This is a genomic window from Pseudomonas sp. 9.2(2024) (genome assembly GCF_039695385.1).
Classification (GTDB): Bacteria; Pseudomonadota; Gammaproteobacteria; order Pseudomonadales; family Pseudomonadaceae; genus Aquipseudomonas; species Aquipseudomonas paraglycinae.
In genome coordinates, this window is record NZ_CP155585.1 from 2142119 (window position 1) to 2164958 (window position 22840).

Below are 22840 nucleotides of genomic sequence, written 5' to 3' on the forward strand. Positions count from 1 at the left end.
GACGTTTCCTACTTGTTGTTCGGCTGCATCTGACGCGACAGATTTTTTTGTGCGAGGTACATATATACCGCAGTCCGTGGTTGTTATTTCCATACATTTCTCCAGGCGCCGGACGCAATGTTTGAATTTGTTTCCGGTTGTCGAGCACTGCATTTAATTCAAGGAGGAATGTATTTATGGCACGGCGTGGAATTGAGCTTCCAGCTTCAATCGTGAGGCCGGACAATCAAGATGTTTATGTGCACTACTTAGGTCTCGGTGATGGCTCCGGGCCGGCAATTGATTTTGCCCCCTTGGGGGAAATACTGGATATGGAAAATACCTACAAGGCATTTTCCGGAAGTTTGCCTCAAATCCTTGAAGTTGAACTTGCCCAGGTCAGGGCTGGCGGTGATTCGAGTTTATTGCCTCCCTTGGACACGCTGGCGCGTGAGCTGCGTTTCCGGGATGCGCTGATCGCCAGAAAGTTTGGTGCGCTGATCGCGGCGAAGGACATTGCGATTCAGCGGTTTGGCCATGCGCAGGTCGAAACGTTTTTCAATGGCGGTCGGTTACCGCAGGTCAATCGGCGTGGCGGTAACGTCAGCGTTCGCCAGGCCTATAGCGAGTTGTTCAATGCCAAGTTGCTGGTAGAAGGCATCGGCCAGTTGAACAGTCAGTCCGCAACGGTCAGGAATGTAATCGCGGCTGTGCAGGTGCAAGAGGCCAATCGAATTGCACATGAGCAGGCGCGCATCGCTGCGCAGAATCAGGCTCGGCTTGTGGCCGAGGAGCAGGCGCGTGTAGCTGCACAAGCGGCAGAAATCGCCCGGCTGGCGGCCGTTGATGAAGCTCGTCAAAAGGCTGAAGAGCAGGCGCGACGTGAAGCCGATGAGCATGCACGGCAACTGCTTGAGGATCGATTGCGCGACGCGGATCGGGCGCGCCGGGAGGCGCAAGCCTTCCATTTGCAGGACGCTGCCTGGAATCCGCAACTTGTATTTTCGACGTCGACCGGGCCGGTTTCCATCCGCGAGAGCGCAAGGTCGAGATTGCGGGCGGCCATCCGTTCCGCGTCGGCCGGATTATCCGCTCTGGCCGCGGGCACGGTGTCGGGTTTGATGGTGGGTGTTGCAGCACTGGTTTACTCGCCCGCGCTGGGAAACGGTGAGCTGCCCAAGCGGTTTCTGGTCAGCGTGCCGTTGTCCGATCTGCTGTCCGGTCCCGTGCCAGACTTGGGTCAGCTCGCGGCTACCGGTGGTTCTCTGGATTTGCCCGTGCGTGTCAATTCCAGAGCTGGCGAGGGCGATCACACCGAGCTGCTGGTCATTCCAGTCGATGGCGTCAGGTTTCCCACCGGCGTGCCGGTGATTGCTGCCGTTCACAACCCGCAGGACAACACCTATCGCGCGACGACCACCGACATTCCATCAGAAACATTGGTATGGACGCCGTCAATTACGCCCGCTGACAGTTCGACTGTATTGCCCGTTCCCGAACCGGATCCTGCGCAATATACCGGCGGCGACATCGTCCCTGTCGAGGGGCGAATTGATCGTCATCCTGATCTGGGTGATTTTGATTTCAATGACTGGATTCTGGTTTTTCCACCGGATTCCGGCATCCCCCCGCAATACATCATGTTCCGGGATCCGCGAAACGATTCCGGGATTGCTTCCGGGTACGGAGAGCCAGTGGCGACGGGGTGGCTCGAGGCGGCTTCGCAAGGCAATGGTGCGGCGATTCCGGCGCAGATTGCAGAGCAATTGAGAGGTCGGCAGTTCAGCGATTTCAGGACGTTCAGAGAGTCCTTCTGGAAAGCAGTAGGGGCAGACTCCGAGCTCTCTTCACAATTTGGCAATACCAATAGAGAGCGGTTAATGCGCGGGCATTCTCCATTTACCATTCCTGGTGAGCAGGTAGGCGGTAATAAAGTTTATGAAATTCATCATCTGGATTTCATCAAGAATGGAGGTGCGGTCTACGATATGGATAACTTAAGATTGTTGACACCTAAGCAGCACGTGGAAGTTCATTCTGCTAGTGGAGGAGAAATGCATCGTAAACTCGAAGACTATACGGAGTCAGAGTTTCTTGAGCTTTTGAAAGGTCTCTGTTATGTAACCAGCTGCAGTGAAAGAGAATACATGGTCCTTGTTGAAAAGTTTGACGCTGCAGTGGATCACCCAAGGGGTAATGGAATTATTTATTATCCGCTGGATGGCGAAGATGATAGCCCTGAAGGAATACTCCAAACGCTGAAGAGCTGGCGTGCGGAGAACGGGATGCCCGGATTCAAAGGGTAAGCCCAAATCAAAGGACCCCAATCGAAGTGCATTCCGATTGGGGTTTATTCGGTAACTATTTTTCAGTCTCCACTCCACCGCCCGCCGTGATCACCTGCACATTCATCCTCGGCGTCGCCAGGTCCAGCCCGGCCTCGTCCAGATGCCGTTTCAGCGACAAATTGAATGCCCTTGAAACCTCCCACTGTTTGATCGGTGCGGTCTTGAACCTTGCGCGCAATATCGCGTTGCCGGATTCAAAGCTTTCCACGCCCTGAAATTCCAGTGGCGACCAGATGTTGCGTCGCTGCAGTGGGTCGGTGCGCATTTTCTGGCCGACGTCGCGCATCAGTTTGATGGCTTCGTCGATGCTCATGTTGAAGGGCACCGCCACGCGGAAAATCGCGTAGCCGAATTCGCGGGAGTAGTTTTTGATGCTTTTGATTTCGCTGAACGGGATGGTGTGGACGATGCCGTCGATGTCCCGCAGGCGTACGGTGCGGATGGTCAGGCCTTCGACGGTGCCCAGGTGGCCGCCGACGTCGACGTAGTCGTCGATGGCCAGGGAGTCTTCGATGATGATGAACAGGCCGGTGATCAGATCCGCTACGAGCGACTGCGCGCCGAAGCCGATGGCCAGGCCGATCACGCCGGCACCGGCCAGCAGGGGCGTGACGTTCATGCCCATGTTCGCCAGCGCGACGATCAGGGCGATGATGAAGATCGCCACGAACAGCACGTTGCGGATCAGCGGCATCATGGTTTGCGCGCGGGCGTTGGCCAGGCCTTTGCGTGAGCGGGTGAGGGCGTGGTGGACGGCGGTGTCGCTGAGGATCCAGATCAGCCACGCGAAGATCAGCGTGCCGATCAGGCTGAACAGTTTGACGCTGATGTCGTGGCCTTCGCCTTCGGTGAAGCCGATCAGCGACATGCCCCAGACCCGCAGGCCGAGTTCGATGAACGCCAGCCACACCAGCAAATGGGCGAGGGTGTAGAAGAAGCTTTTCAGGCGTTCGGAATACAGCGCGTGGCGTTTCGGTCCGCGTTGGGGTTTGAGGGCGTGGCGGCGGACGAGGCCGTTGATGACCATGCACAACACCAGCAGCACGGTGCAAATCAGCGACTGGCGCAGGGCGGTGCTGGTGTCGCCGGCGGAGACGAAGGTGGCGAACAGGGAAATGCCCACCAGCACCAGTGCCGGGATGTACCAGAAGGTGCCGAGGATTTCGATGGTGTCACTGAGGGCGCGGCGGGTCAGGCGGCGGGACAGCGGCTGGTTGCGGATCAGGTGGGCGATCGGCCGGCGGAAACGCAGGATGAACAGGCCGGTCGACAGCGCCGCGAGGACGTTGGCGACGGTGGCGGCGGTGTGGGCCAGGTGCACGCCGAGGGCGGCCACCAGTTTTGGATCGCTCAGGGCTTCACCGAAGGCGGCGAAACTGCCGATCAGCCACAACGGCCGAAAGGCCTGGTGACGCAGGATGTACAGCGCGCGGTGCCGGTGCGGACCGTCGAGTACGGAGAAGGCGATCACGCAGATGGCCGAGAAACAGGTGCCGACCACCAGTGCGTAAGCCAGCACCATCGCCAGGCTTTTGCCCAGTGACGAGGGCAATGCGTAGCTCATGTAGACCGTGATCACCAACGCGATCAGCCAGGGGCCGAGCTTGCGCAGGGCGAAGCGCAGCATGTCGAGGGCCCGGGGGTTTTGCGGCAGTTCTTCGGTCAGGCCGAAGCGCATGCGTACCCGGTGGCCGAGCCAGATCAGCGCGGCGGCGAGCAGGCTCCAGACCGCGAGGATCACGGCGAAGGCGAAGATGATCGGCAGCCATTCGCTGGCCGGCAGCATCAGGCCTTTGAGCTCGTCCTGGGCCATGTCGAATTCGGCGGACCAGCGATTGAGCGGGCTGTCGGCGCCGGTGAACTGTTTTTCGAAAGTGGCGAGGGTGCCGCCGATCAGTCCCAGCACACCTTCTTCGGGGCTGGCCTGGGCTTTTTTCGTGGCGTCGCGGAGTTTTTTCAGGTCGGTCAGCAACTGGGCACGTTGCTTGTCGTTTTCCAGCGACTTGATGACTTCGTCCAGCGACTGGCCGAGCGGTTCCTGAGCCTCGGGCTGGGCCTTGCCGGAACCCGTGAGCAGTCCCGGCAGACCGGCAGCGTCGGCGGGCGCCGGCGACATCAGGGTCATCAGGCAGACGAGAAACAGGCAGGGCAGGGCAAAAAGACGAGCGAACACTAGGCGGTCAACCTCGCAAGGGGCGGATCGGGCGAGTGTACGAGCCCGCCAGATTCAATGCGAGCCGGGCGCGGATTTATTCGTTGAGTTTGGCGAGGATCTTGTAGACCACGGTGGCCAGGATCATCAGCATGCCGATCCACATGGCGAACACACCGGCGTTCTTGTCACGGAAGTTGAAACCGATGGCCAGCAGAATCATTCCGCCGAGGATGGGAATGAGCATGGAGTGGAACGCAGACATCGAGATCATGGCGACAGCCTTGTCGAAGGGAATGATTCAAGTCTAGGTGGGTTTTCGATGGACGGTGCTGATGTGTATCAGAAATGAGCCGGTTTTACGGGCCGGGGGATCGCAGCTCCACGCTGCGATCCCGGCTGCTTGCTACGGCAATTCGCGACTGGCGTAGAACGCGCTCAGCACTTTGACCAGGTGGGCCAGGTCATGGCTGCCGCACAGTTCGCGGATCGAGTGCATGGCGAAGGTCGGCAGGCCGATGTCGACGGTGCGCACGCCCAGGTGGCTGGCGGTGATCGGGCCGATGGTCGAGCCACAGCCCATGTCGCTGCGCACCACGAAGCTTTGCACCGGCACTTCTTCGGCCATGCACAGATGGCGGAAGAAACCGGCGGTTTCGCTGTTGGTGGCGTAGCGCTGGTTGCTGTTGACCTTGATCACCGGGCCGGCGTTGAGTTTCGGGCCGTGGTTGGCGTCGTGCTTCTCGGCGTAGTTCGGGTGTACGCCGTGGGCGTTGTCGGCCGAAACCAGCAGGGATTTCTGGATGGTGCGTACGAATTCGTCACCTTCCGGCAGCAGACGGCGCAGGGTCTGTTCCAGCATCGGGCCGTCGGCGCCACACGCCGAGCAGGAGCCGACTTCTTCGTGGTCGTTGCACACCAGCACGCAGGTTTCTTCGGTGTCGGCGGTCAGCAAGGCTTGCAGGCCGGCGTAGCACGACAGCAGGTTATCGAGGCGTGCGCCGGCGATGAAGTCGCCATGCAGGCCGATGACCGCAGCGCTCTGGGTATCGTAGAAACTCAGCTCGTAATCGAGCACCACGTCGGCGTTGAGGCCGTGTTCGCGAGCCAGTTGATCGGTGAGTACCGCGCGGAAGTCCACGCGCTCGTCACCGGCGAACTGCGCGAGAATCGGCGGCAGTTCGGTCTGGGCGTTGATAGCCCAGCCTTGGTTGGCTTCACGATTGAGGTGGATGGCCAGGTTGGGAATGATCGCGATCGGGGCCTTGAAGTCGATCAGCTGGCTCTCGACTTTGCCGTCGCGGCGGAAGGTGACGCGGCCGGCCAGCGACAGGTCGCGGTCGAACCACGGCGCCAACAGCGCGCCGCCGTAGACTTCGACACCGAGCTGCCAGAAGCCCTGGCGTTGCAGTTCAGGTTGTGGCTTGACCCGCAGGCACGGGCTATCGGTGTGGGCGCCGACCAGACGGATGCCGTCGTGCAGCGGCGAGTTGCGGCCCATCTTGATCGCGACAATCGAGGAATCGTTACGGGTGACGTAGTAACGACCATTGGCTTCCGTGTGCCAGGTTTCGCGCTCGTCGAGGCGCACATAACCGGCGGCCTCCAGGCGTTGAACAAGGCTGGCGGTGGCGTGGAACGGGGTAGGGGAGGCCTTGAGGAAGTCGATCAGGCCTTGGTTCAACTCTTCGCGCATAAGAAGCTCCAGACAGCAATGGGCGGGAGTTTAACGCATCACTCCGCCCCATTGGGACGTGGTTGCGCGGGTATTGTCAGGAGTGATGACCGATGCGCTTGTGCCCCACCATTCATGACGGCCGATTTGCTGGTCACACACATGCTTCAAGGTGTTGCCTGGCAGGGTCTCAACCGGTGATCAGTCTGCCATTGAGGAAGACTTCACGGCGTTGCTTGCGACCGATGTCTTCATGCTTGCTCGACTGATAGACCGCTTCGAACTTGTCTCGAGATAAATCGGGCAGCGCACTGAGGTATTGATCGACCAGTTGATCGTAGGCGGCTTCGGTAATGAATTTGTAGACTTCCCGACGATAGAAAAAGCCCAGTTGAAAACCGAGTGTTTCACTCAAGTGCGCGGTCGGGCCGGCGAAGCAGTTTTCAAAGTCGATGGCTTTCAGTGGTCTGTGCGTTTGCTCGGGCACCATGATGTTGCCCACCCAGAAATCCATGTGAGTGATGTTTTTGCTGGCCAGCGAGCTGAGCAGTTGAAACGCGTCGAGGATGAAAGCTTCGATGTTCTGGGGATTGCGTCTGATGCACTGAGCGCCATCAATATGGCCTTCGAGCAGGTGTGTCAGAAGGAAAAATTCCTCGGTCAGGCCAAGCCTGCTGCGGGTATAGCCATAGCCCTTCAATGGCGGCATATCCACGCCCCGGCGCTGAGCTTCGAGGGAGTTCATCAACTCTTCGAGCGGCCAGTCGAAGCGCCCGTTGCGTTGCGGTTTGTTCAGGCTCACCCGCACCTTTGCCTTGAAAGTGTCCAATGGCTGGACCTTGGCAAAGAGCGGGGTTTCACACGAGGACAGCGGTGCGCTGGCCCGGGTCAGTTTGCGCGCGCGACGTTTTTTTATCAGCTGCTCGAGGGCCTCGCGCGCCGGGATGCTGGGTGGTTCGCTCAGGTGCAGGGTAGTGTTACCGAATGCATAGATGATTGGATATTCGGATTGGAGCGTTTTACTGCATAACACGGGAAAAGGCCTCCTGCCTGATGTCGAGGTGTCAAAATTTATAATTGATTACAATTTTATGACAGTTCTTTACGTCAATCTATTGCCGGTGGGATTTTGACAGGACAAAAAAAAGCCCTTCATCAGGAAGGGCTTTCAGAGGCAGACGCGATTCAGAAGGGTGCCGGGCATTCGAAGCGCAAACGCTCGCCGCTTTGCGGATGAGTGAAGCTGAGCATGCTCGCGTGCAGGCACAGGCGGGGCCACGCCGCCAAGGCTTGCTCGTGGGCGTAGAGGCCGTCACCGAGTAACGGGTGACCGATCGATAGCATGTGCACGCGCAACTGGTGCGAACGCCCGGTGATCGGCGTGAGCTCGACACGACACCAGTCGCCACAACGCTCCAGCACGCGCCAGAAGGTCAGGGCGTGCTTGCCGAGTTCGTGATCGACCACGTGGCGCGGTTTGGTCGGCGGGTCGTAGCGCAATGGCAGGTCGATGCTGCCGCTGTCCAGTTCCGGCTGACCCCAGCAGAGCGCAGTGTAGGCTTTCTCTGTTTCACGATCGTGAAACTGGCGCGACAGTTCGCGGTGGGTATCGGCGTCACGTGCGAGCAGAATGATCCCCGAGGTTTCCCAGTCCAGGCGATGGACGATACGCGCTTCCGGGTAGCCGTTTTCCTGCAGGCGGGTGATCAGGCAGTCCTTGTTGTCATCGGCCCGACCGGGCACCGAGAGCAACAGGGTGGGTTTGTTCACCACCAGTACGGCGGCGTCCTGATGAATGATTTGGACGTTGGACAACGGCATTAAAACAGCCTCGTAACAAATGCCAACGGCGGCTCAGGGCCCCTCCGGTGTCGGAAGGGCCCTGAGCCGCCGTCGTTCCTGCCGGATCGACTCAGCGATCTGGCAGGGTGATGTTGAGTTCCAGAATCGAGCAGCTGCCCTGGCTCTCCAGTGCCACATGTACGTCGTCGTTGCCGATGTTGACGTATTTGCGGATCACTTCCACCAGTTCCTTCTGCAAGGATGGCAGGTAGTCAGGGGTGCTGCGCTGGCCGCGTTCATGCGCCACGATGATCTGTAGACGCTCTTTCGCGACCGAGGCGGTACTTGGCTTTTTGTTGGCACGAAAGAAGTCAAAAAGGTTCATTACCTACCTCCAAACAGACGCTCGAAGAATCCCTTCTTCTCGACATTCAGGAACCGGTGTTCTTTTTCCTTGCCCAGCAGGCGATCAACGGTATCGCTGTAGGCCTGGCCGGCGTCGCTCTGATCATCGAGGATCACAGGTACGCCCTGGTTGGAGGCCTTGAGTACGGCCTGGGATTCCGGAATGACGCCCAACAGGCGTACGGCGAGGATTTCCTTGACGTCTTCGACGCCGAGCATTTCGCCTTTTTCGACGCGCTCCGGGTGGTAGCGGGTGATCAGCAGGTGTTCCTGGATCGGCTCTTCGCCACGTTCGGCGCGACGGGACTTGCTGGCCAGCAGGCCGAGCATGCGGTCCGAGTCACGTACCGATGACACTTCCGGGTTGGTCACGACGATCGCTTCGTCAGCGAAGTACATGGCCAGGTGGGCGCCTTTCTCGATGCCGGCAGGGGAGTCGCAGACCACGAACTCGAATTGTTCCTTGAGCTCCATCAGGACTTTTTCCACGCCTTCGACGGTCAGTGCGTCTTTGTCGCGGGTCTGGCTGGCGGCCAGCACATAGAGGTTTTCCAGGCGCTTGTCTTTGATCAGGGCCTGTTGCAGGTTGGCTTCGCCGTTCACGACGTTGACGAAGTCATACACCACGCGGCGCTCGCAACCCATGATCAGGTCAAGGTTACGCAAGCCCACGTCGAAGTCGACGATCACTGTTTTGTGGCCGCGCAGAGCGAGGCCGGTACCGATAGCGGCGCTGGTGGTGGTCTTACCCACACCACCCTTGCCGGATGTAACCACGAGAATCTTGGCCAAGGTGTTTCACCCCTAAGGAAGAAGGACTGTTCAGCCCCTGAAAAACATCTCTAGAAAACTACTGCAGTCGGACAGCCTTGGCTGGAATTCGGCTTTTGGCCTTTTTCCTACTTCGTTTGAGCCGTTTTCGCTACGTTTTAGAGATGCTTGGAAAATGCGGCAGTATCCGTTAAAGCCGAATGATGTTCAACACGTCGCCCGACAGGCTGACCTGTACGCCCGAGCCCCACATCGGATCGCGACGCAGGTCCTCGGAAACCTTGTAATGGCCTGCGATGGAGATCAGTTCAGCGCTCAATTGCTGACAGAAAATCCGCGCCTTGGTGTCGCCCTTGACCCCGGCCAGCGCACGACCGCGCATCGGGCCGTATACATGGATGTTGCCATCGGCGAGAAGTTCCGCCCCCGGACTGACCGAAGAAACCACCACCAGATCGCCACCTTGCGCATATATCTGTTGGCCACCACGTACTGGCGTGGTGATGACGCGGGTCGGTTTGACGGCTGGCTCCGGTGGTTTTTCCGGCTTCTTCGGTGCGACGGGGTCGGCGCTTTCCAGCGGTCGTTCGCGGGCGCCGGACGGCGGCAGCACCGGGATGTCGATGGCGATGGCGGCGGCGATGTCTTCGATGCGGCTGGCGCGGATCGCCAGGGTGCGCAGACCGTGCTGGCGGCACACGCGCATCAGGCCCGGCAGGTCGACGGCGCCTTCGCTTGGCGGCAGTTTGTCCAGCGCCAGAACCAGCGGCGCGTTGCTGAAGAAATTCGGTGCCTGGGCGACTTTGGCGGCCAGTTGCCGATCGAGGCTGTCCAGGTTATTGCGGGACAGCTCCAGCACCGTAATGGCGAGCATGCTGCCCTTCAGCTGGAACACGGGATCTTGGTCTAGCGGTTCGGTTTGGCTCATGTCGGCATACAACGGCTTGTCACTAAAAGTGCCGAGACTTATAACGAGAACGCCCGCAGGCCGCAAGCCGGGTCGAACGATGTAGAATGCGCGGCCACTGTATTTACGGAAGCTTTAATGGATCGCCCGCGTTTTCGAAAAGCATTTCTTGCCCCACGCTTCTGGCCGCTCTGGTGCGGCCTCGGGCTGTTGTGGCTGATCGTGCAGCTGCCGTATCCAGCCTTGCTGGCCATCGGTCGTTTTCTTGGTGCCCTGATGTATCGCTTCGCCGGCGACCGGCGGCGCATTGCCAAGCGCAATCTGGAACTGTGTTTCCCGGAAAAGTCCGCCGCCGAACGCAAGCGTCTGCTCAAGGAAAACTTCGCGTCCACCGGCATCGCCTTCTTTGAAATGGCGATGAGCTGGTGGTGGTCGCGTCAGCGCCTGGCGAAACTGGCTCATGTCGAAGGTCTTGAGCACCTGCAAAAGGCCCAGCGCGAAGGCAAGGGCGTGATTCTGATGGCGGTGCATTTCACCACCCTGGAAATCGGCGCAGCGCTGCTCGGCCAGCAACACACCATCGACGGCATGTACCGCGAACACAAGAACCCGTTGTTCGACTTCGTCCAGCGTCAGGGCCGCGAGCGGCACAACCTCGATTCGCTGGCGGTGGAACGTGACGACGTGCGCGGCATGCTCAAATTGCTGCGCGCAGGCCGGGCGATCTGGTACGCACCGGATCAGGACTACGGCGCCAAGCAAAGCATCTTCGTGCCGCTGTTCGGGATTCAGGCCGCAACCGTCACCGCCACCAGCAAGTTCGCCCGTCTGGGCAAGGCACTGGTGGTGCCGTTCACCCAAGAGCGTCTGGCCGACGGCAGCGGTTATCGTCTGGTGATTCATCCGCCGCTGGAAGGTTTCCCGGGCGAGACCGAAGAGGAAGATTGCATCCGCATCAATCAGTGGGTCGAAGGCGTGTTGCGTGAGTGCCCCGAGCAATACCTGTGGGCACACCGGCGCTTTAAGAGCCGGCCACCGGGCGAGCCGAAGCTGTACGCCAAACGCGGTTGATTGACCCATCCCCATAAGCACCACGGAGCGTTGCGATGAGCCCAGCTGAACCGGTCACAGGTTTGATTCTTTCCGGCGGCGGGGCTCGGGCGGCGTATCAGGTGGGGGTTCTGGCGGCGATTGCCGAATTGCTGCCGTTGGGGGCGGACAATCCGTTTCCGGTGATTGTCGGCACCTCGGCCGGGGCGATCAACGCGGTCAGCCTGGCCAGCGGTGCGACGGATTTTCGCGCCGCCATCGAACGCCTGACGCTGTTCTGGCAAGGCTTTCGCAGCCATCGCGTGTTGCGCAGCGACTGGCCGGGGGTGATCCGCCAGGCCAGTCGTTTCGTCAGTCACAGTCTGTTGGGCATGGGCCGGCAAATGCCGGTGGCGCTGCTCGACAGTTCGCCGCTGCGTCATCTGCTCAACGAAAAACTGCATCTGCCCGGCATCGCCGAGTCCATCGCGCGCAAGCAACTGCACGCGGTGGCGGTGACGGCGTTCGGCTACGAGTCGGGGCAGGCGGTGACCTTCTACGAGGGCGGCGGGACTATTGACTCCTGGCTGCGTCATCGGCGCATCGGTGTACCGACGCAGTTGGCGGTGGAGCACTTGCTGGCCAGTTCGGCGATCCCGCTGTTGTTCGCGCCGGTGAAGATCGGCGATGAATATTTCGGTGATGGCGCGGTGCGGCAGTCGGCACCGATCAGCCCGGCACTGCACCTGGGCGCGAGTCGGGTGCTGGTGGTGGGCGTCAGCGGCAACCCGCGCGGTTTCGATCCGGCGCAACCGCTGGAACGCACCTACACCGGGCAGCAGCCGACGCTGGCGCAGATCGGCGGGCACATGCTCAACAGTACGTTCATTGATAGCCTGGAAAGCGATATCGAGTTGCTTCAGCGCCTGAACCAGTTCAGTCATCTGATGCCCGAAGGCACGCCGACCCGCGCGCTGGGTGTGGCGCCAGTGGAAGTGCTGGTGATCTCGCCGAGTCAGCCGATCGATGAAATCGCGGCGCGGCATCGCCAGGAACTGCCGGCGGCGTTGCGGTTGTTTCTGCGTGGGCCGGGAGCGACCAAGACGAGCGGGGCAGGGGTGTTGAGTTACTTGCTGTTCGAGGCGGGGTATTGCAGCGAATTGATCGACCTCGGGCGGCGTGATGCCTTGGCCAAACGTGATGAGCTGTGCCGGTTTCTCGGGATTGGCGAGGCGCTGGTTCCGGCCTGAGAACGATGGCGCCCGAGCGGGCGCCATCTGAACCTTCATCAGAAGTGGAACTTCACCAGGAAGCTGGTCACGTTCTGATTGGTGGTGAAGGCCTTGGTGTCGTCGATACCGTACTTGTCTTTCCAGTAGTCGTATTCAACACCGACGTACAACTGCTTCTCGCCGAAATTCAGCGCCTTGCCCAGGTCGTATTTGACCTGCGGGTTGAAGTGCAGGTTGGCGTGGTATTCGCCTTTGTTGTTGACGTCGTTGTCGACCACCCAGTCCATGTAGCCGTCGATCAGGATGTTCGAGTCGCCCACCGGAATGGTGTAGGACCACACTGGTGTGATCTGCCAGACGTTGTCACCCGCACGCGAGCCTTCGGTGTGACGCTGGTAGAAGTTCAGCTGGAAGTAGTCGAAGCCCGGAATGGCCAGGTCGAAGCCGGGGCCGATCAGGTAGGACTCGGTGTCACCCTCGCCGAACTCGTAGGTCATCGCCAGCAGGACGTCCTTGATCGGGCCGAACTCGATCTTCTGGTCGAGCACCTTGCCCAGCGAGATGCGTGGCTGGAACTCGCCGTAGTAGGTGTTCGGACCGTTGTTGAAGTCCTTGTCACCGTTGTAGAAGATCTTGTCGAGGAAGAAGAAGTTGTCCCCGTACTTCCACGCATCGGCGTGTTCGAAGGTCACGGTCTGCTGGATCGCCGGGTTGACCTTGAAGTCTTTACCGTAGAGGTAGGTCAGGCTGTTGTTCTGCCATTGCAGCAGGCCGTCGGCCATGGCCTGACCCCCTGCCAGCAGCGATCCCGCAAGCATCAGGCTGGTGCACATACGTTTCATTCGGTTGCTCCCAAAGTAGGTGTTCCACGTTTATTTTTTTGAGTCGGCGCTCTGGTGTGGCGCCTTTTTTCGTTGCAGCAAAAAATCATCCATCCGGTCAGCTTTCATGCTGTTAGCAAGAGCTGAGCCAAGGCTTTTCGAAAAGCAAAAAAACGCCCGTCGGCTGCTGAAAAACAGTCGATTGAGCGTGTTTTCGGGATGCCTCGGTACTGACCGAAGCCTGGATAAGTTGGCTTTTCGGTCAGAAATTAAATTCGGGCTTTTTTTTAGACCGAATTCAGGAGGCCGCGGAGAATACTGACTCAACGGCCAGGCCTCAAGTGCCCCGCAACAGAGCACCGACGACAGGTAGGGGGCACGGTTGCGGGTCATCTTAGAAGTGCACCTTCACCAGCAGGCTGGCGGTGTTCTGGTTGGTGTCGAAACTGTGGGTGCTTTCGACCCCGTATTTGTTTTTCCAGTAGCTGTATTCGGTGCCGACGTACACCTGCTTTTCACCCCAGCCGAGGGCTTTGCCCAGGTCGTATTTGATCTGCGGGTTGATGTGCAGGTTGGCGTGATAGGTGCCGCGCGAGTTCTGGTCGTTGTCGACCACCCAGTCCAGATAGCCGTCGATCAGCAGGTCGGAATTGCCCACGGGAATGCTGTAGGACCAGCCGGGCGTGATCTGCCAGACGCCGTCGCCGGGGCGCGGGCCTTCGGTCTGGCGGCGATAGAAGTTCAGGGTGAAATAGTTGAAGCCCGGCACCTTGAGGTCGAAGCCGGGGCCGATCAGATAGGCCTCGCTGTCGCCTTCGCCGTACTCGTAGGTCATGGCCAGCAGCACGTCCTTGATCGGGCCGAACTCCAGCTTCCTGTCGAAGATCTTGCCGAACGACAGGCGCGGGCTGAATTCGCCGTAGAACGCGTGGGGGCCTTTGTTGCGGTCTTCCTGGCCGTTGTAGAAGATCTTGTCGACGAACAGGAAGTTGTCGCCGTACTTCCACTTGTCGGCGTGCTCGAACGTCACCGTCTGCTGGATCGACGGGTTGATCGCGAAGTTCTTGCCGTACAGGTAGCTCAGGCTGTTGGTCTGCCACAGCAATAAATCGCCGGCCATGGCTTGCGATGCGGCCAGCAGGCCGCCGCTCAACAACACGTTGGTTTGAGTCCGGATCATCTGTTGCTCCCTCTTGTTTTTATTGTTTGAGGCAAAGCTGTCGCGAGGGGGCAGGCTTGGGCGAGCCCCCCTTTTACTCTTCGGATCAGTGCGGGTGTGCGTGGCAGTCGTTGATCGCGGCGCGTTCGGCGCCGCCGAGGATGTTGAACAACAGGTTCAGCGTCAGCGCGCTGAGGGTGGCCATGGCGATCCCGCTGTGGGTGATCGGGCTCATCCACAACGGCAGGTGGGCGAAGAACTCCGGGCGCACCACCGGGATCAGGCCCATGCCGATGCTCACGGCTACCAGCAATTGATTGCGGCGGTCGCCGATGTCGGCTTCCTGCAGGATCTTGATGCCGGTCGCTGCCACCATGCCGAACATCGCAATCGCCGCGCCACCCAGCACCGCCGGTGGAATCGACGCCACCAGGAATGCCGCTTTCGGCAGCAGGCTCAGGACGATCAGCAAGCCGCCGGCAACGATGGTCACCGAGCGGCAGCGCACGCCGGTCATCTGCACCAGGCCGATGTTCTGCGCGAAGGAGGAGTGGGTGAAGGTGTTGAAGAAGCCGGCAACGAACGATGCGCCGGCATCACACAGCAAACCGCGACGCAGCATGCGCGGGCAGACTTCCTGGCCGGTGATCTTGCCCAGTGCGAGGAACATCCCGGTGGACTCGACGAAGATGATCACCACCACCAGGCACATCGACAGAATCGGTGCCAGTTCGAACTTCGGCATGCCGAAATGCAGCGGGGTGACGAACTGAACCCACGGCGCGTTGGCCATGCCGCTCAGGTCGACCATGCCGATGGCGCCACAGAGCACGTAGCCCAGGCACATGCCGATCAGCACGGAAATGTTGACCCAGAAACCGCGCATGAAGCGGTGGATCAACAGAATGGTGGCCAGCACCAGTGCGGCGATGGCCAGGTAAATCGGTGAACCGAATTGAGCAGCGCCAGCGCCGCCACCGGCCCAGTTCACGGCCACGGGGAACAGCGACAAACCGATCGAGGTGATGACCGTGCCGGTCACCAGAGGAGGGAAGAAGCGTACGACCTTGGACATGAACGGCGCGATGATCATGCCGAAGAACCCGGCGGCGATGGTGGCGCCGAAGATTCCCTGCAGACCGATGCCGGGCATGCCGGCCATGGCGACCATACTGCCGACGGCGGCGAAACTGGCGCCCATCATCACCGGCATGCGAATGCCCATCGGGCCTATCCCCAAGGACTGCACGATGGTGGCGATGCCGGCGACCAGCAGGTCGGCGTTGATCAGGAAGGCGATTTCTTCACGACTCAGGCCAGCGGCCTGTCCAATGATCAGCGGTACCGCGATGGCGCCGCCGTACATCAGCAGTACATGTTGCAAACCGACCAGGATCAGTTGCAAAAGGGGCAAACGCTGAATGGCGGGTGCGTCGGGGATGCGCGCTTTGGACAGCTCGGACATGCAACACCTCGGATCTTTTTTATTCTTGTGATGAACAGCGGCCGGGTTGCTCACAGCTGTTCTTTTGCATCGGGTAAACCGCGTTGCGGCTAATCGCTGGCAAGCCAGCTCCCACACAGGCAGTGCAAAACCCTGTGGGAGCTGGCTTGCCAGCGATGCTTTTACTGCTTAGTTGGTCTGGGCTCCCTGGGCGATCCATGCACCGATCAGGTCACGTTCCTGCTGGGTCATCTGTGTGATGTTGCCCAGTGGCATGATCTGCGTGGTGATGGCTTGCGCCTGGATCCGTGCCGCGTTCTGGCGGATCTGCTCGGGGGTGTCGAACATCACACCGGCCGGTGCAGCGCTGAACAGCGGGCTGGTCGGTTTGGCCGAATGGCAGACCGCGCAGCGTTCCTGGATCACGGTGTGCACCTTGTCGAAACCCGGGCCGGCGTTGGACGCCTGAGCCGGAGCAGCGGCCGGTGCAGCAGGGGCGGCTGGTTGTGCCGCTTCAGCCGGTTTCGCGCCACCACCCAAAGCCGTTTCCGGCAGTGGCTGGTACTCGATTTTCGCAGGCGCCTTGGCCACGTCCGGAGCGGTCGACATCGGCGCAGGGCCGGTGACGTACGCCAGACTGATCATGCCCACCGCTGCCACCGGCAGGGTCCAGGCAAACTTGTGGCTGTCGTGACGGGTGTTGAAGTAGTGACGCACCAACACCGCCAACACTGCGATCCCGGCCAGGATCAGCCAGTTGTACTGGCTGCCGTAAGTGCTCGGGAAGTGGTTGCTGATCATGATGAACAGCACTGGCAGGGTGAAGTAGTTGTTGTGACGCGAACGCAGCAGGCCTTTGGCCGGCAGCGCCGGATCCGGCGTGCGGTTCTCGGCAATCGCGGCAACCAGTGCGCGCTGGGCCGGCATGATGATGCGGAACACGTTGCCGACCATGATGGTGCCGATGATCGCGCCGACGTGCAGGTACGCACCACGACCGCTGAACACCTTGCTGAAGCCAAACGCCGCGCCGATGATCAGCACGAACAGGATGAAGCCGAGCAGGGCAGGTTTTTTGCCCAGAGGCGAATCGCAGAGGAAGTCGTAGATGAACCAGCCGGCGATCAGCGAACCGATGCCGATGGCCACGCCTTCAGGGCCGGTCAGGCCGCTGCCGGGTGCCACGAGGTAGAGCACGGGGTTGGAGTAGAACACCACGCACAGCAGCGCGATCCCCGACATCCAGGTGAAATAGGCTTCCCATTTGAACCAGTGCAGGTTCTCCGGCATCGACGGAGGGGCCAGTTTGTATTTTTCCAGGTGATAGATGCCACCGCCGTGGATCGCCCACAGATCACCGGCAAGACCGGTTTTCGGGTTGACGCGGTTGAGGTTGTTCTCCAGCCAGACGAAGTAGAACGACGCGCCGATCCAGGCCACGCCAGTGATCATGTGAACCCAGCGCACGCTCAGGTTCAGCCATTCCAACAGATGTGCTTCCACAGTCTTTACCTCTCGCCCGTCACTCTTGTTGTCGAGTGATCGGACCTTCTCTTATTGGTGGGGGGCGAGGATCAAACGCTCATCCTCTTTGAAAAAATGCTCATCGCAGTTATTGCCTGTGCCACTGCGATCAACCACCAGGAAGTCATCCCGCTTTTCGATCGTCAGCACCGGGTGGTGCCAGACGCCGCGATGGTAATTGATGCCCTGCCTGCCGTTGGTGACGAAGGCGCGGACCAAGCCTGATACAGGTACATCGCCAAGTGGCGCGACCACGATCAGAAAGGGGTTGCCGAGCAGCGGAATGAAAGCCTGGCTGCCCAGCGGATGGCGTTCCAGCATGCTGACGGTCAGCGGCATGTCCTGCGCGTCGGCGCGGAAGATGCTGATGATCGCGTTGTCCTCAGGCGTCGCGGTTTCGACCGTCGCCAGTTTGTGGAAGCGCATGGTCGAACCGTTGTTGATCATGAAGTGATCGCTGCCGTCGGTTTCGATCACGTCACCGAAAGGGGCGAAGGCTTCTTTGGTCAGCGGTTCAATCGTCAGTGTGCGCATGCTGTTCTTCTTATCCGAATTCTGTGTTGTTGGTTCTGTTGCTATCGCTGGCAGGCCAGCTCCCACATCTGGAATACATTCCCTTGTGGGAGCCAGCCTGCTGGCGATCGGGTTCAGCGCTTATTTAGCGACCTTGCCCAGTACGCGCAGGCGGCTCACACCACCATCCGGGAACACGTTCAGACGGATGTGGGTGATCGGGCCCAGTGCCTTGATCTGCTCGACGAAGGTGTGTTCGGCGTGCATTTCCAGCTTCTGGCTTGGCAGCAGTTCACGCCAGAACAGCGACTGGGTTTCGATCTGGCTGTCAGTGCCGCCCTTGACGAACGCGCCCTGGATCGAGCAGGTGTCCGGGTAGTTGCCCTTGAAGTGCAGGGTGTCGACGATGATTTTTTCGATCTCGCCCGGGTGGCCCAGCGCGACGATCACCCAGTCATTGCCTGGCGTGCGACGACGTGCGGTTTCCCAGCCGTCGCCCATGTTGATGCCACGGCCCGGGTTGAGGATGTTGCTCATGCGGCCGAAGTGTTCGTCGGAGCAGGCGAGGGCGCGGCCACCGTTGAGGGCTGCTGCCAGGTCCACTTGCTCGTTGTCGCCAACCGCCGACCAGTCGCGGAACGGAATGCCGTACACGCGCAGACGGGCCACGCCGCCATCCGGGTAGATGTTGAAGCGCAGGTGGCTGAACGCCTTGTCGTTGCTGATTTCGTGGTAGTGGTGGCTGTTGCCCTGCAGCTCGACGGCCGACAGCACTTCAGTCCACTGGGTGTTTTCGTCCGGCTCGCCCGACGCCAGGAAGCAGGCTTCCAGCGAGGCCGATGGCGGGAAGTTGCCGGTGAAGAATGAAGTGTCGATGTCCACGCCTTTGATCGAACCCGGTACGCCCAGGCGGATCACCGCGCTGTCGTAGCCTTCGAAGCGCTTGCGGCGCGATTCCCAGCCGTCCATCCACTTGCCGTTGTCATCGAACACGCCCTCCTTCCACACGGCCGGGGTCGGCTGAAACAGACGATTGGCGTCTGCGAACCAGTCATCGGTGACCGAGATGATTTTGGTGCCCAGACGGGCATCGGCCAGGTTGACGAACTTCTCGAAAGGTACGGCGTAAGCTTTCATTCTTCTTGTCTGCCTTTAAATAAGTGGCTTGGGATGCTTGCAGGGCCCTGGGAAACACAAGCGTTCTAGAGGCTTCTCGGGCCAGGCTCGCTAGAGAGTCAGTAATCGGAACAGGGCGATCTTGTTGATCTCCGCCAGCGCACATTTGAACTCGGTGTCGACCGGGTTGTGAATGCGCGTTTCGAACGCCGCGAGGATCTGATGCCGGTTGCTGCCTTTTACCGCCATGATGAAGGGAAACTTGAACTTGGCTTTGTAGGCGTCGTTCAGCTCGGTGAAGCGCTGGAACTCTTCGGCCGTGCATTGGTGAATACCGGCGCCAGCCTGTTCATTGGTGCTGGCTTCGGTCAACTCGCCCTGGACGGCAGCTTTGCCGGCCAGGTCCGGGTGAGCGTTGATCAGTGCCAGCTGACTGGCGTGATCGGCGCTCAACAGGATGTCGCTCATGCGCTGGTGCAGGGTTTCGATCTGGTCGATCGATGCGTCCTGGCCCAGGTCGAAGGCCTTCTCGGCCACCCATGGCGAATGTTCGTAGATGTCGGCGAAGGCTTTGACGAAGGCGTCGCGGCTCAGGGTCGACGGTTGCAGGGTTTGAAAGGTGCTCATTTGGCAGCCCCTTGGTACGGGTGGGTTTCGTGCCAGTGACGCGCGATGTCGACGCGGCGGCTGAACCACACCTGTTCATGACTTTTAGCGTATTCGATAAAGCGCTTGAGCGAAGCCAGACGCGCCGGACGGCCCACCAGACGGCAGTGCAGACCGATCGACAGCATCTTCGGTGCTTCGGCGCCTTCGGCATAAAGCACGTCGAACGCATCTTTGAGGTATTCGAAGAAATCGTCGCCCTTGTTGAAACCCTGGACCTGGGTGAAACGCATGTCGTTGGTGTCCAGGGTGTACGGGATCACCAGGTGCGGCTTGCCGGTCGGGTTGTTCGGTTCCCAGTAGGGCAGGTCGTCGTCATAGGTGTCGCAGTCGTAGAGGAAACCGCCTTCTTCCATCACCAGGCGACGGGTGTTCGGGCCAGTGCGACCGGTGTACCAGCCCAGTGGGCGCTCGCCGGTGAGTTCGGTGAGGATGCGGATCGCTTCGAGCATGTGCTCGCGTTCCTGCGCTTCGTCCATGTACTGGTAGTCGATCCAGCGGTAGCCGTGGCTGCAGATCTCGTGACCGGCCTCGACCATCGCGCGGATCACGTCCGGGTGACGCTGGGCGGCCATGGCCACGGCGAAGATGGTCAGCGGAATATCGAATTCCTTGAACAGTTTCAGGATCCGCCAGACGCCGGCACGGCTGCCATACTCGTAAAGCGATTCCATGCTCATATTGCGCGCGCCTTGCAGAGGCTGGGCAGCAACCATCTCGGACAGGAAGGCTTCCGATTCTTTGTCGCCGTGCAGAATGTTGCGCTCGCCGCCTTCTTCGTAATTGAGTACGAACGACAGGGCGATCCGGGCATTGCCCGGCCAGTGTGGGTGAGGAGGGTTACTGCCGTAACCGATCAGGTCGCGTGGGTAGTCAGCGCTCACTGCAGTCTTCCTTCTTATTCGTTGACAGATTGTGTGGCGCCCTGAAGTTTGAATGGCAGGCTGGCGTCACAGCGATGGGCTGATTGTATACAACTTTATTCTCAATTTGTAAGCCTGAATTTTCGCATTTTTCACCGGCTGTCATCTTTTGCTGTTAATGGCGTGAACCTGCAAGAAACCTGCCTGACCAGTCAGCTAATGGATTGGGGGTTCAATGAATGCGAGGTTATGGGGCAAATCACCGGGAAATCGAAGGATGGCGGGGGTAGCAGCAAAAATGTCGTTTTTATTGTGTACAATTTTTTTGAAAAGTGTCTTAATCAATCGCTCGCCGCAGCTTTTCGTGCTCCGAAACGGTGCGGTCTCCTTTTCAACTGACTTCGGGAGGCGCGAGGTCTGACTGCTCCACGCAGGCAGGCGCGCAGAATCAATGGGACGTTTGACAACACACGTTTTGGACGCTGCACACGGTTGCCCGGGCAGCTCGATCAAGGTCGAGCTGTACCGCGTTGAAGGTTCGCACCTGGAATTGGTCGCCAGTGCGCTTACCAACAGCGATGGCCGGGTCGATGCGCCACTGCTGCAAGGCGATGACTACCGTACCGGTGTCTATCAGGTTCAGTTCCACGCCGGCGATTACTACCGCGCCCGTGGCGTCCAGTTGCCGGAGCCGGCATTCCTGGACGTGGTCGTGCTGCGGTTCGGCATTTCTGCCGAACAGGATCACTACCACGTACCGTTGCTGATCTCGCCTTACAGCTATTCCACCTATCGGGGCAGCTGACCCCCAAGCAGCTGCCCCTACCGGGAAGCGACTGCGCATATAGCTTCTTTGGTCTTTCGCCCGCTCACACTGCGGGCTTTTTTTCGTCTGTCATTCAGCAATCTGCGATCACAGCCGTGGGTGCCCGTCGCGCACGATAAACACTGTGTCGTCAGCGTTTGCAAGCGTCTGCGGGCCGCCCCTGAGCCAGACGACTTTGTTTCTGGCATTTGCTGCGATCACCGCTGCCGCCGCCGGTGCGCCCACCTGAATATGCAGGCGCAAGCTGGCGCTGTTCTGATCGACATTCAGAGTCTGGTTGATCTTGCGGCCCCGGATGCGATGCAGGCTGATGAAGAATACATAGTCATGCCCGGTGCGCTTGAACACCAATGCCGGATACGAGTTGGAAGGGCTAGGATCGAACACGGCGTAACCGTTACGGGTCAGCAGCGTCGCCATGAAGCGTTTGAGATCCACCGCCGATTGGGTATTGGTCGAATACAGCCATTCCTGGCGAAACAGCGCCGGATCGAAATCCAGTCGCTGCAGCGGACCACCCGATTCCGGCGTCGGTAGTTCGATCACACGGATCGTTCCAGCGCCCGACGTTGGCAGGATCGGCAACATCAGCAACGGATCCGCCAATTGCTGGCGTGGAGTGTCGTTTCCGGTTTCCCAGTCGTTGAAGGTTTGTCGCAGCAAGGTCAGTCCCGAGCCGGTGGCGGTATTGGTTCCGTTTGCCAGCACAAACTGGTGAAACGCGACATTCTCCTGCGAGCTCGCGGACAACTCGGGAAAGTATCGAGCGACGTAATTCGTCAATGGACGATCGAATGGCAACGTCGGATCGATTTGCCAGTGCTGGGCAGGCGGAACCTGAATGGCGCCTCGCGGCTGTTGCTGCGGGTCCAGTCGGAGTGTGCGCTCCAGCAGGTCGAAGTCGTAGATCAGGTGACTCGGGTTCTTGATATAGACGATCGGATCTCTCGCATCGCCTGGCGGAATGACTTTGTACTGGATACCGTCGACGCGAATGTCACCCGGGGTGGCATGTTGCGGGTCGATGCCCCAATCGCTCCACGGCGTCTCTTCCAGGCGAGAGCGTTTTGACGGTACGGCTGACGGTTCATCATCCGGCAATCGGTGGCGTGTGATGGTCAGCCTGGAAGTATCTGGCGCGGTTTCCACGGGAACCGGGCGCCACATCAGCGTCCCTTCAACCCGCTCCAGCAACGGACCGGACGCGAAGAGTTCGTTCGATAAACGAGCTCTTACTCCATCCTGTGCATCGGGGTCGATCAGCACGGTGCCACCCTCGACAAGATCGACATAGGCATAGCGTCCGGCGGAACGAATGCCGCTCGGCAAGTCGGGAGGCGGCAACCTGTTGACCAGCCCGGGTGCAAGAAAATAACTGCCGATCGGCCTTTGCGCGGTGCTGGCCCTGACCTGTGTCTCGGCAGGAAGATCGTAGATTTCGATCATCTGACGGCGAGTCACGGGCGGCGCAGGCAATTGCCAGGCCGGATGCGTGAGGGTTGGGTCGATCAAGGTGTCGGGCGTCAGGCGTGGGGGGACTGGAATGTCCGGCGTGGTGTCTCGTACGACAGGCGTGGAGTCCGGTGTATCCGTTTTCGGTCGGGTGGGGCGTTTGGGGCTCATTGATG

Annotated in this window: 22 protein-coding genes; 4 read left to right on the top strand and 18 right to left on the bottom strand. The window is 59.8% G+C overall.

The window, feature by feature from the left end; genetic code table 11:
• Window positions 1–176 precede the first annotated feature (176 nt).
• On the top strand, window positions 177–2285 hold the full coding sequence (locus tag ABFB52_RS09680; protein ID WP_129973339.1) for an S-type pyocin domain-containing protein: 2109 nt from the start codon (window positions 177–179) through the stop codon (window positions 2283–2285).
• Between the two features lie 55 nt (window positions 2286–2340).
• Here the strand turns inward: ABFB52_RS09680 and ABFB52_RS09685 are convergent, their stop codons facing one another.
• The 8 genes from ABFB52_RS09685 to minC form a co-directional block, all read right to left on the bottom strand.
• Window positions 2341–4500 carry a mechanosensitive ion channel domain-containing protein gene (locus ABFB52_RS09685; RefSeq protein WP_085748487.1) on the bottom strand — a complete coding sequence of 720 codons (2160 nt, stop codon included), beginning with the start codon at window positions 4498–4500 and terminating at the stop codon, window positions 2341–2343.
• 76 nt (window positions 4501–4576) lie between these two features.
• A complete protein-coding gene (locus ABFB52_RS09690) occupies window positions 4577–4753 on the bottom strand; it encodes a hypothetical protein (protein ID WP_165369545.1) in 177 nt (58 codons plus the stop codon).
• A 132-nt stretch (window positions 4754–4885) separates the two neighbouring features.
• Entirely contained in the window at window positions 4886–6175 is a 1290-nt protein-coding gene (locus ABFB52_RS09695) for a M18 family aminopeptidase (RefSeq protein WP_007960074.1), read from the bottom strand.
• A gap of 169 nt (window positions 6176–6344) precedes the next feature.
• Window positions 6345–7187 carry a hypothetical protein gene (locus ABFB52_RS09700; RefSeq protein WP_085748488.1) on the bottom strand — a complete coding sequence of 281 codons (843 nt, stop codon included), beginning with the start codon at window positions 7185–7187 and terminating at the stop codon, window positions 6345–6347.
• A 152-nt stretch (window positions 7188–7339) separates the two neighbouring features.
• Window positions 7340–7975, bottom strand: coding sequence for an RluA family pseudouridine synthase (locus ABFB52_RS09705; RefSeq protein WP_007960072.1), 636 nt, complete (start codon window positions 7973–7975; stop codon window positions 7340–7342).
• A 91-nt stretch (window positions 7976–8066) separates the two neighbouring features.
• The gene (gene minE / locus ABFB52_RS09710; RefSeq protein WP_007960071.1) at window positions 8067–8321 is read right to left on the bottom strand and encodes a cell division topological specificity factor MinE; all 255 of its coding nucleotides are present in this window, start codon (window positions 8319–8321) and stop codon (window positions 8067–8069) included.
• Window positions 8321–9133 (bottom strand): septum site-determining protein MinD, encoded by an 813-nt coding sequence (gene minD / locus ABFB52_RS09715; protein WP_007960065.1) that lies wholly within the window; start codon window positions 9131–9133, stop codon window positions 8321–8323. Before minD ends, minE begins: the two co-directional genes overlap by 1 nt.
• Window positions 9134–9302: 169 nt before the next feature.
• Window positions 9303–10040: a septum site-determining protein MinC gene (gene minC, locus ABFB52_RS09720; protein WP_085748518.1), complete on the bottom strand. Its 738-nt coding sequence runs from the start codon at window positions 10038–10040 to the stop codon at window positions 9303–9305.
• A 117-nt stretch (window positions 10041–10157) separates the two neighbouring features.
• On the opposite strand from minC, the gene ABFB52_RS09725 reads away from it, so the two are divergent.
• Both ABFB52_RS09725 and ABFB52_RS09730 read left to right on the top strand, forming a co-directional pair.
• Window positions 10158–11090, top strand: a complete 933-nt coding sequence (locus tag ABFB52_RS09725; protein WP_007960061.1) for a lipid A biosynthesis lauroyl acyltransferase — start codon at window positions 10158–10160, stop codon at window positions 11088–11090.
• Window positions 11091–11125: 35 nt separating this feature from the next.
• The gene (locus ABFB52_RS09730; RefSeq protein ID WP_085748490.1) at window positions 11126–12298 is read left to right on the top strand and encodes a patatin-like phospholipase family protein; all 1173 of its coding nucleotides are present in this window, start codon (window positions 11126–11128) and stop codon (window positions 12296–12298) included.
• A gap of 38 nt (window positions 12299–12336) precedes the next feature.
• On the opposite strand, the gene ABFB52_RS09735 is transcribed toward ABFB52_RS09730, so the two are convergent.
• The 9 genes from ABFB52_RS09735 to puuE all read right to left on the bottom strand — a co-directional run bounded on the left by ABFB52_RS09735 (window position 12337) and on the right by puuE (window position 20407).
• Window positions 12337–13122, bottom strand: a complete 786-nt coding sequence (locus ABFB52_RS09735) for an outer membrane protein OmpK (RefSeq protein WP_085748491.1) — start codon at window positions 13120–13122, stop codon at window positions 12337–12339.
• A 30-nt stretch (window positions 13123–13152) separates the two neighbouring features.
• The gene (locus tag ABFB52_RS09740) at window positions 13153–13494 is read right to left on the bottom strand and encodes a hypothetical protein (protein ID WP_129973340.1); all 342 of its coding nucleotides are present in this window, start codon (window positions 13492–13494) and stop codon (window positions 13153–13155) included.
• A gap of 1 nt (window position 13495) precedes the next feature.
• Complete coding sequence (locus ABFB52_RS09745; protein ID WP_011333187.1) at window positions 13496–14281, bottom strand: outer membrane protein OmpK; 786 nt, start codon at window positions 14279–14281, stop codon at window positions 13496–13498.
• 85 nt (window positions 14282–14366) lie between these two features.
• Complete coding sequence (locus ABFB52_RS09750; protein ID WP_085608811.1) at window positions 14367–15725, bottom strand: nucleobase:cation symporter-2 family protein; 1359 nt, start codon at window positions 15723–15725, stop codon at window positions 14367–14369.
• A gap of 168 nt (window positions 15726–15893) precedes the next feature.
• Entirely contained in the window at window positions 15894–17207 is a 1314-nt protein-coding gene (locus ABFB52_RS09755) for a urate hydroxylase PuuD (RefSeq protein WP_129973341.1), read from the bottom strand.
• A gap of 51 nt (window positions 17208–17258) precedes the next feature.
• The gene (locus tag ABFB52_RS09760) at window positions 17259–17762 is read right to left on the bottom strand and encodes an ureidoglycolate lyase (protein ID WP_027613342.1); all 504 of its coding nucleotides are present in this window, start codon (window positions 17760–17762) and stop codon (window positions 17259–17261) included.
• 120 nt (window positions 17763–17882) lie between these two features.
• Window positions 17883–18878, bottom strand: coding sequence for an allantoicase (gene alc, locus ABFB52_RS09765; protein WP_007960036.1), 996 nt, complete (start codon window positions 18876–18878; stop codon window positions 17883–17885).
• A 90-nt stretch (window positions 18879–18968) separates the two neighbouring features.
• On the bottom strand, window positions 18969–19484 hold the full coding sequence (gene uraD, locus ABFB52_RS09770) for a 2-oxo-4-hydroxy-4-carboxy-5-ureidoimidazoline decarboxylase (RefSeq protein ID WP_085748493.1): 516 nt from the start codon (window positions 19482–19484) through the stop codon (window positions 18969–18971).
• On the bottom strand, window positions 19481–20407 hold the full coding sequence (gene puuE, locus ABFB52_RS09775; RefSeq protein ID WP_007960032.1) for an allantoinase PuuE: 927 nt from the start codon (window positions 20405–20407) through the stop codon (window positions 19481–19483). Before puuE ends, uraD begins: the two co-directional genes overlap by 4 nt.
• Window positions 20408–20837: 430 nt before the next feature.
• On the opposite strand from puuE, the gene uraH reads away from it, so the two are divergent.
• Entirely contained in the window at window positions 20838–21191 is a 354-nt protein-coding gene (uraH, locus tag ABFB52_RS09780) for a hydroxyisourate hydrolase (protein WP_011333195.1), read from the top strand.
• A gap of 108 nt (window positions 21192–21299) precedes the next feature.
• On the opposite strand, the gene ABFB52_RS09785 is transcribed toward uraH, so the two are convergent.
• Entirely contained in the window at window positions 21300–22835 is a 1536-nt protein-coding gene (locus ABFB52_RS09785; RefSeq protein ID WP_129973342.1) for a hypothetical protein, read from the bottom strand.
• Window positions 22836–22840 lie beyond the last annotated feature (5 nt).

What these genes read in the sequence shown, in the direction of transcription:
- ABFB52_RS09745 (WP_011333187.1), bottom strand. Translation starts at nt 14,281, where the DNA reads ATGATCCGGACTCAAACCAACGTGTTGTTGAGCGGCGGCCTGCTGGCC.
- minC (WP_085748518.1), bottom strand. Translation starts at nt 10,040, where the DNA reads ATGAGCCAAACCGAACCGCTAGACCAAGATCCCGTGTTCCAGCTGAAG.
- ABFB52_RS09760 (WP_027613342.1), bottom strand. Translation starts at nt 17,762, where the DNA reads ATGCGCACACTGACGATTGAACCGCTGACCAAAGAAGCCTTCGCCCCT.
- alc (WP_007960036.1), bottom strand. Translation starts at nt 18,878, where the DNA reads ATGAAAGCTTACGCCGTACCTTTCGAGAAGTTCGTCAACCTGGCCGAT.
- uraH (WP_011333195.1), top strand. Translation starts at nt 20,838, where the DNA reads ATGGGACGTTTGACAACACACGTTTTGGACGCTGCACACGGTTGCCCG.
- ABFB52_RS09750 (WP_085608811.1), bottom strand. Translation starts at nt 15,725, where the DNA reads ATGTCCGAGCTGTCCAAAGCGCGCATCCCCGACGCACCCGCCATTCAG.
- uraD (WP_085748493.1), bottom strand. Translation starts at nt 19,484, where the DNA reads ATGAGCACCTTTCAAACCCTGCAACCGTCGACCCTGAGCCGCGACGCC.
- ABFB52_RS09695 (WP_007960074.1), bottom strand. Translation starts at nt 6,175, where the DNA reads ATGCGCGAAGAGTTGAACCAAGGCCTGATCGACTTCCTCAAGGCCTCC.
- ABFB52_RS09690 (WP_165369545.1), bottom strand. Translation starts at nt 4,753, where the DNA reads ATGATCTCGATGTCTGCGTTCCACTCCATGCTCATTCCCATCCTCGGC.
- ABFB52_RS09730 (WP_085748490.1), top strand. Translation starts at nt 11,126, where the DNA reads ATGAGCCCAGCTGAACCGGTCACAGGTTTGATTCTTTCCGGCGGCGGG.
- ABFB52_RS09725 (WP_007960061.1), top strand. Translation starts at nt 10,158, where the DNA reads ATGGATCGCCCGCGTTTTCGAAAAGCATTTCTTGCCCCACGCTTCTGG.
- minE (WP_007960071.1), bottom strand. Translation starts at nt 8,321, where the DNA reads ATGAACCTTTTTGACTTCTTTCGTGCCAACAAAAAGCCAAGTACCGCC.
- ABFB52_RS09735 (WP_085748491.1), bottom strand. Translation starts at nt 13,122, where the DNA reads ATGAAACGTATGTGCACCAGCCTGATGCTTGCGGGATCGCTGCTGGCA.
- ABFB52_RS09705 (WP_007960072.1), bottom strand. Translation starts at nt 7,975, where the DNA reads ATGCCGTTGTCCAACGTCCAAATCATTCATCAGGACGCCGCCGTACTG.
- ABFB52_RS09785 (WP_129973342.1), bottom strand. Translation starts at nt 22,835, where the DNA reads ATGAGCCCCAAACGCCCCACCCGACCGAAAACGGATACACCGGACTCC.
- ABFB52_RS09740 (WP_129973340.1), bottom strand. Translation starts at nt 13,494, where the DNA reads ATGACCCGCAACCGTGCCCCCTACCTGTCGTCGGTGCTCTGTTGCGGG.
- ABFB52_RS09680 (WP_129973339.1), top strand. Translation starts at nt 177, where the DNA reads ATGGCACGGCGTGGAATTGAGCTTCCAGCTTCAATCGTGAGGCCGGAC.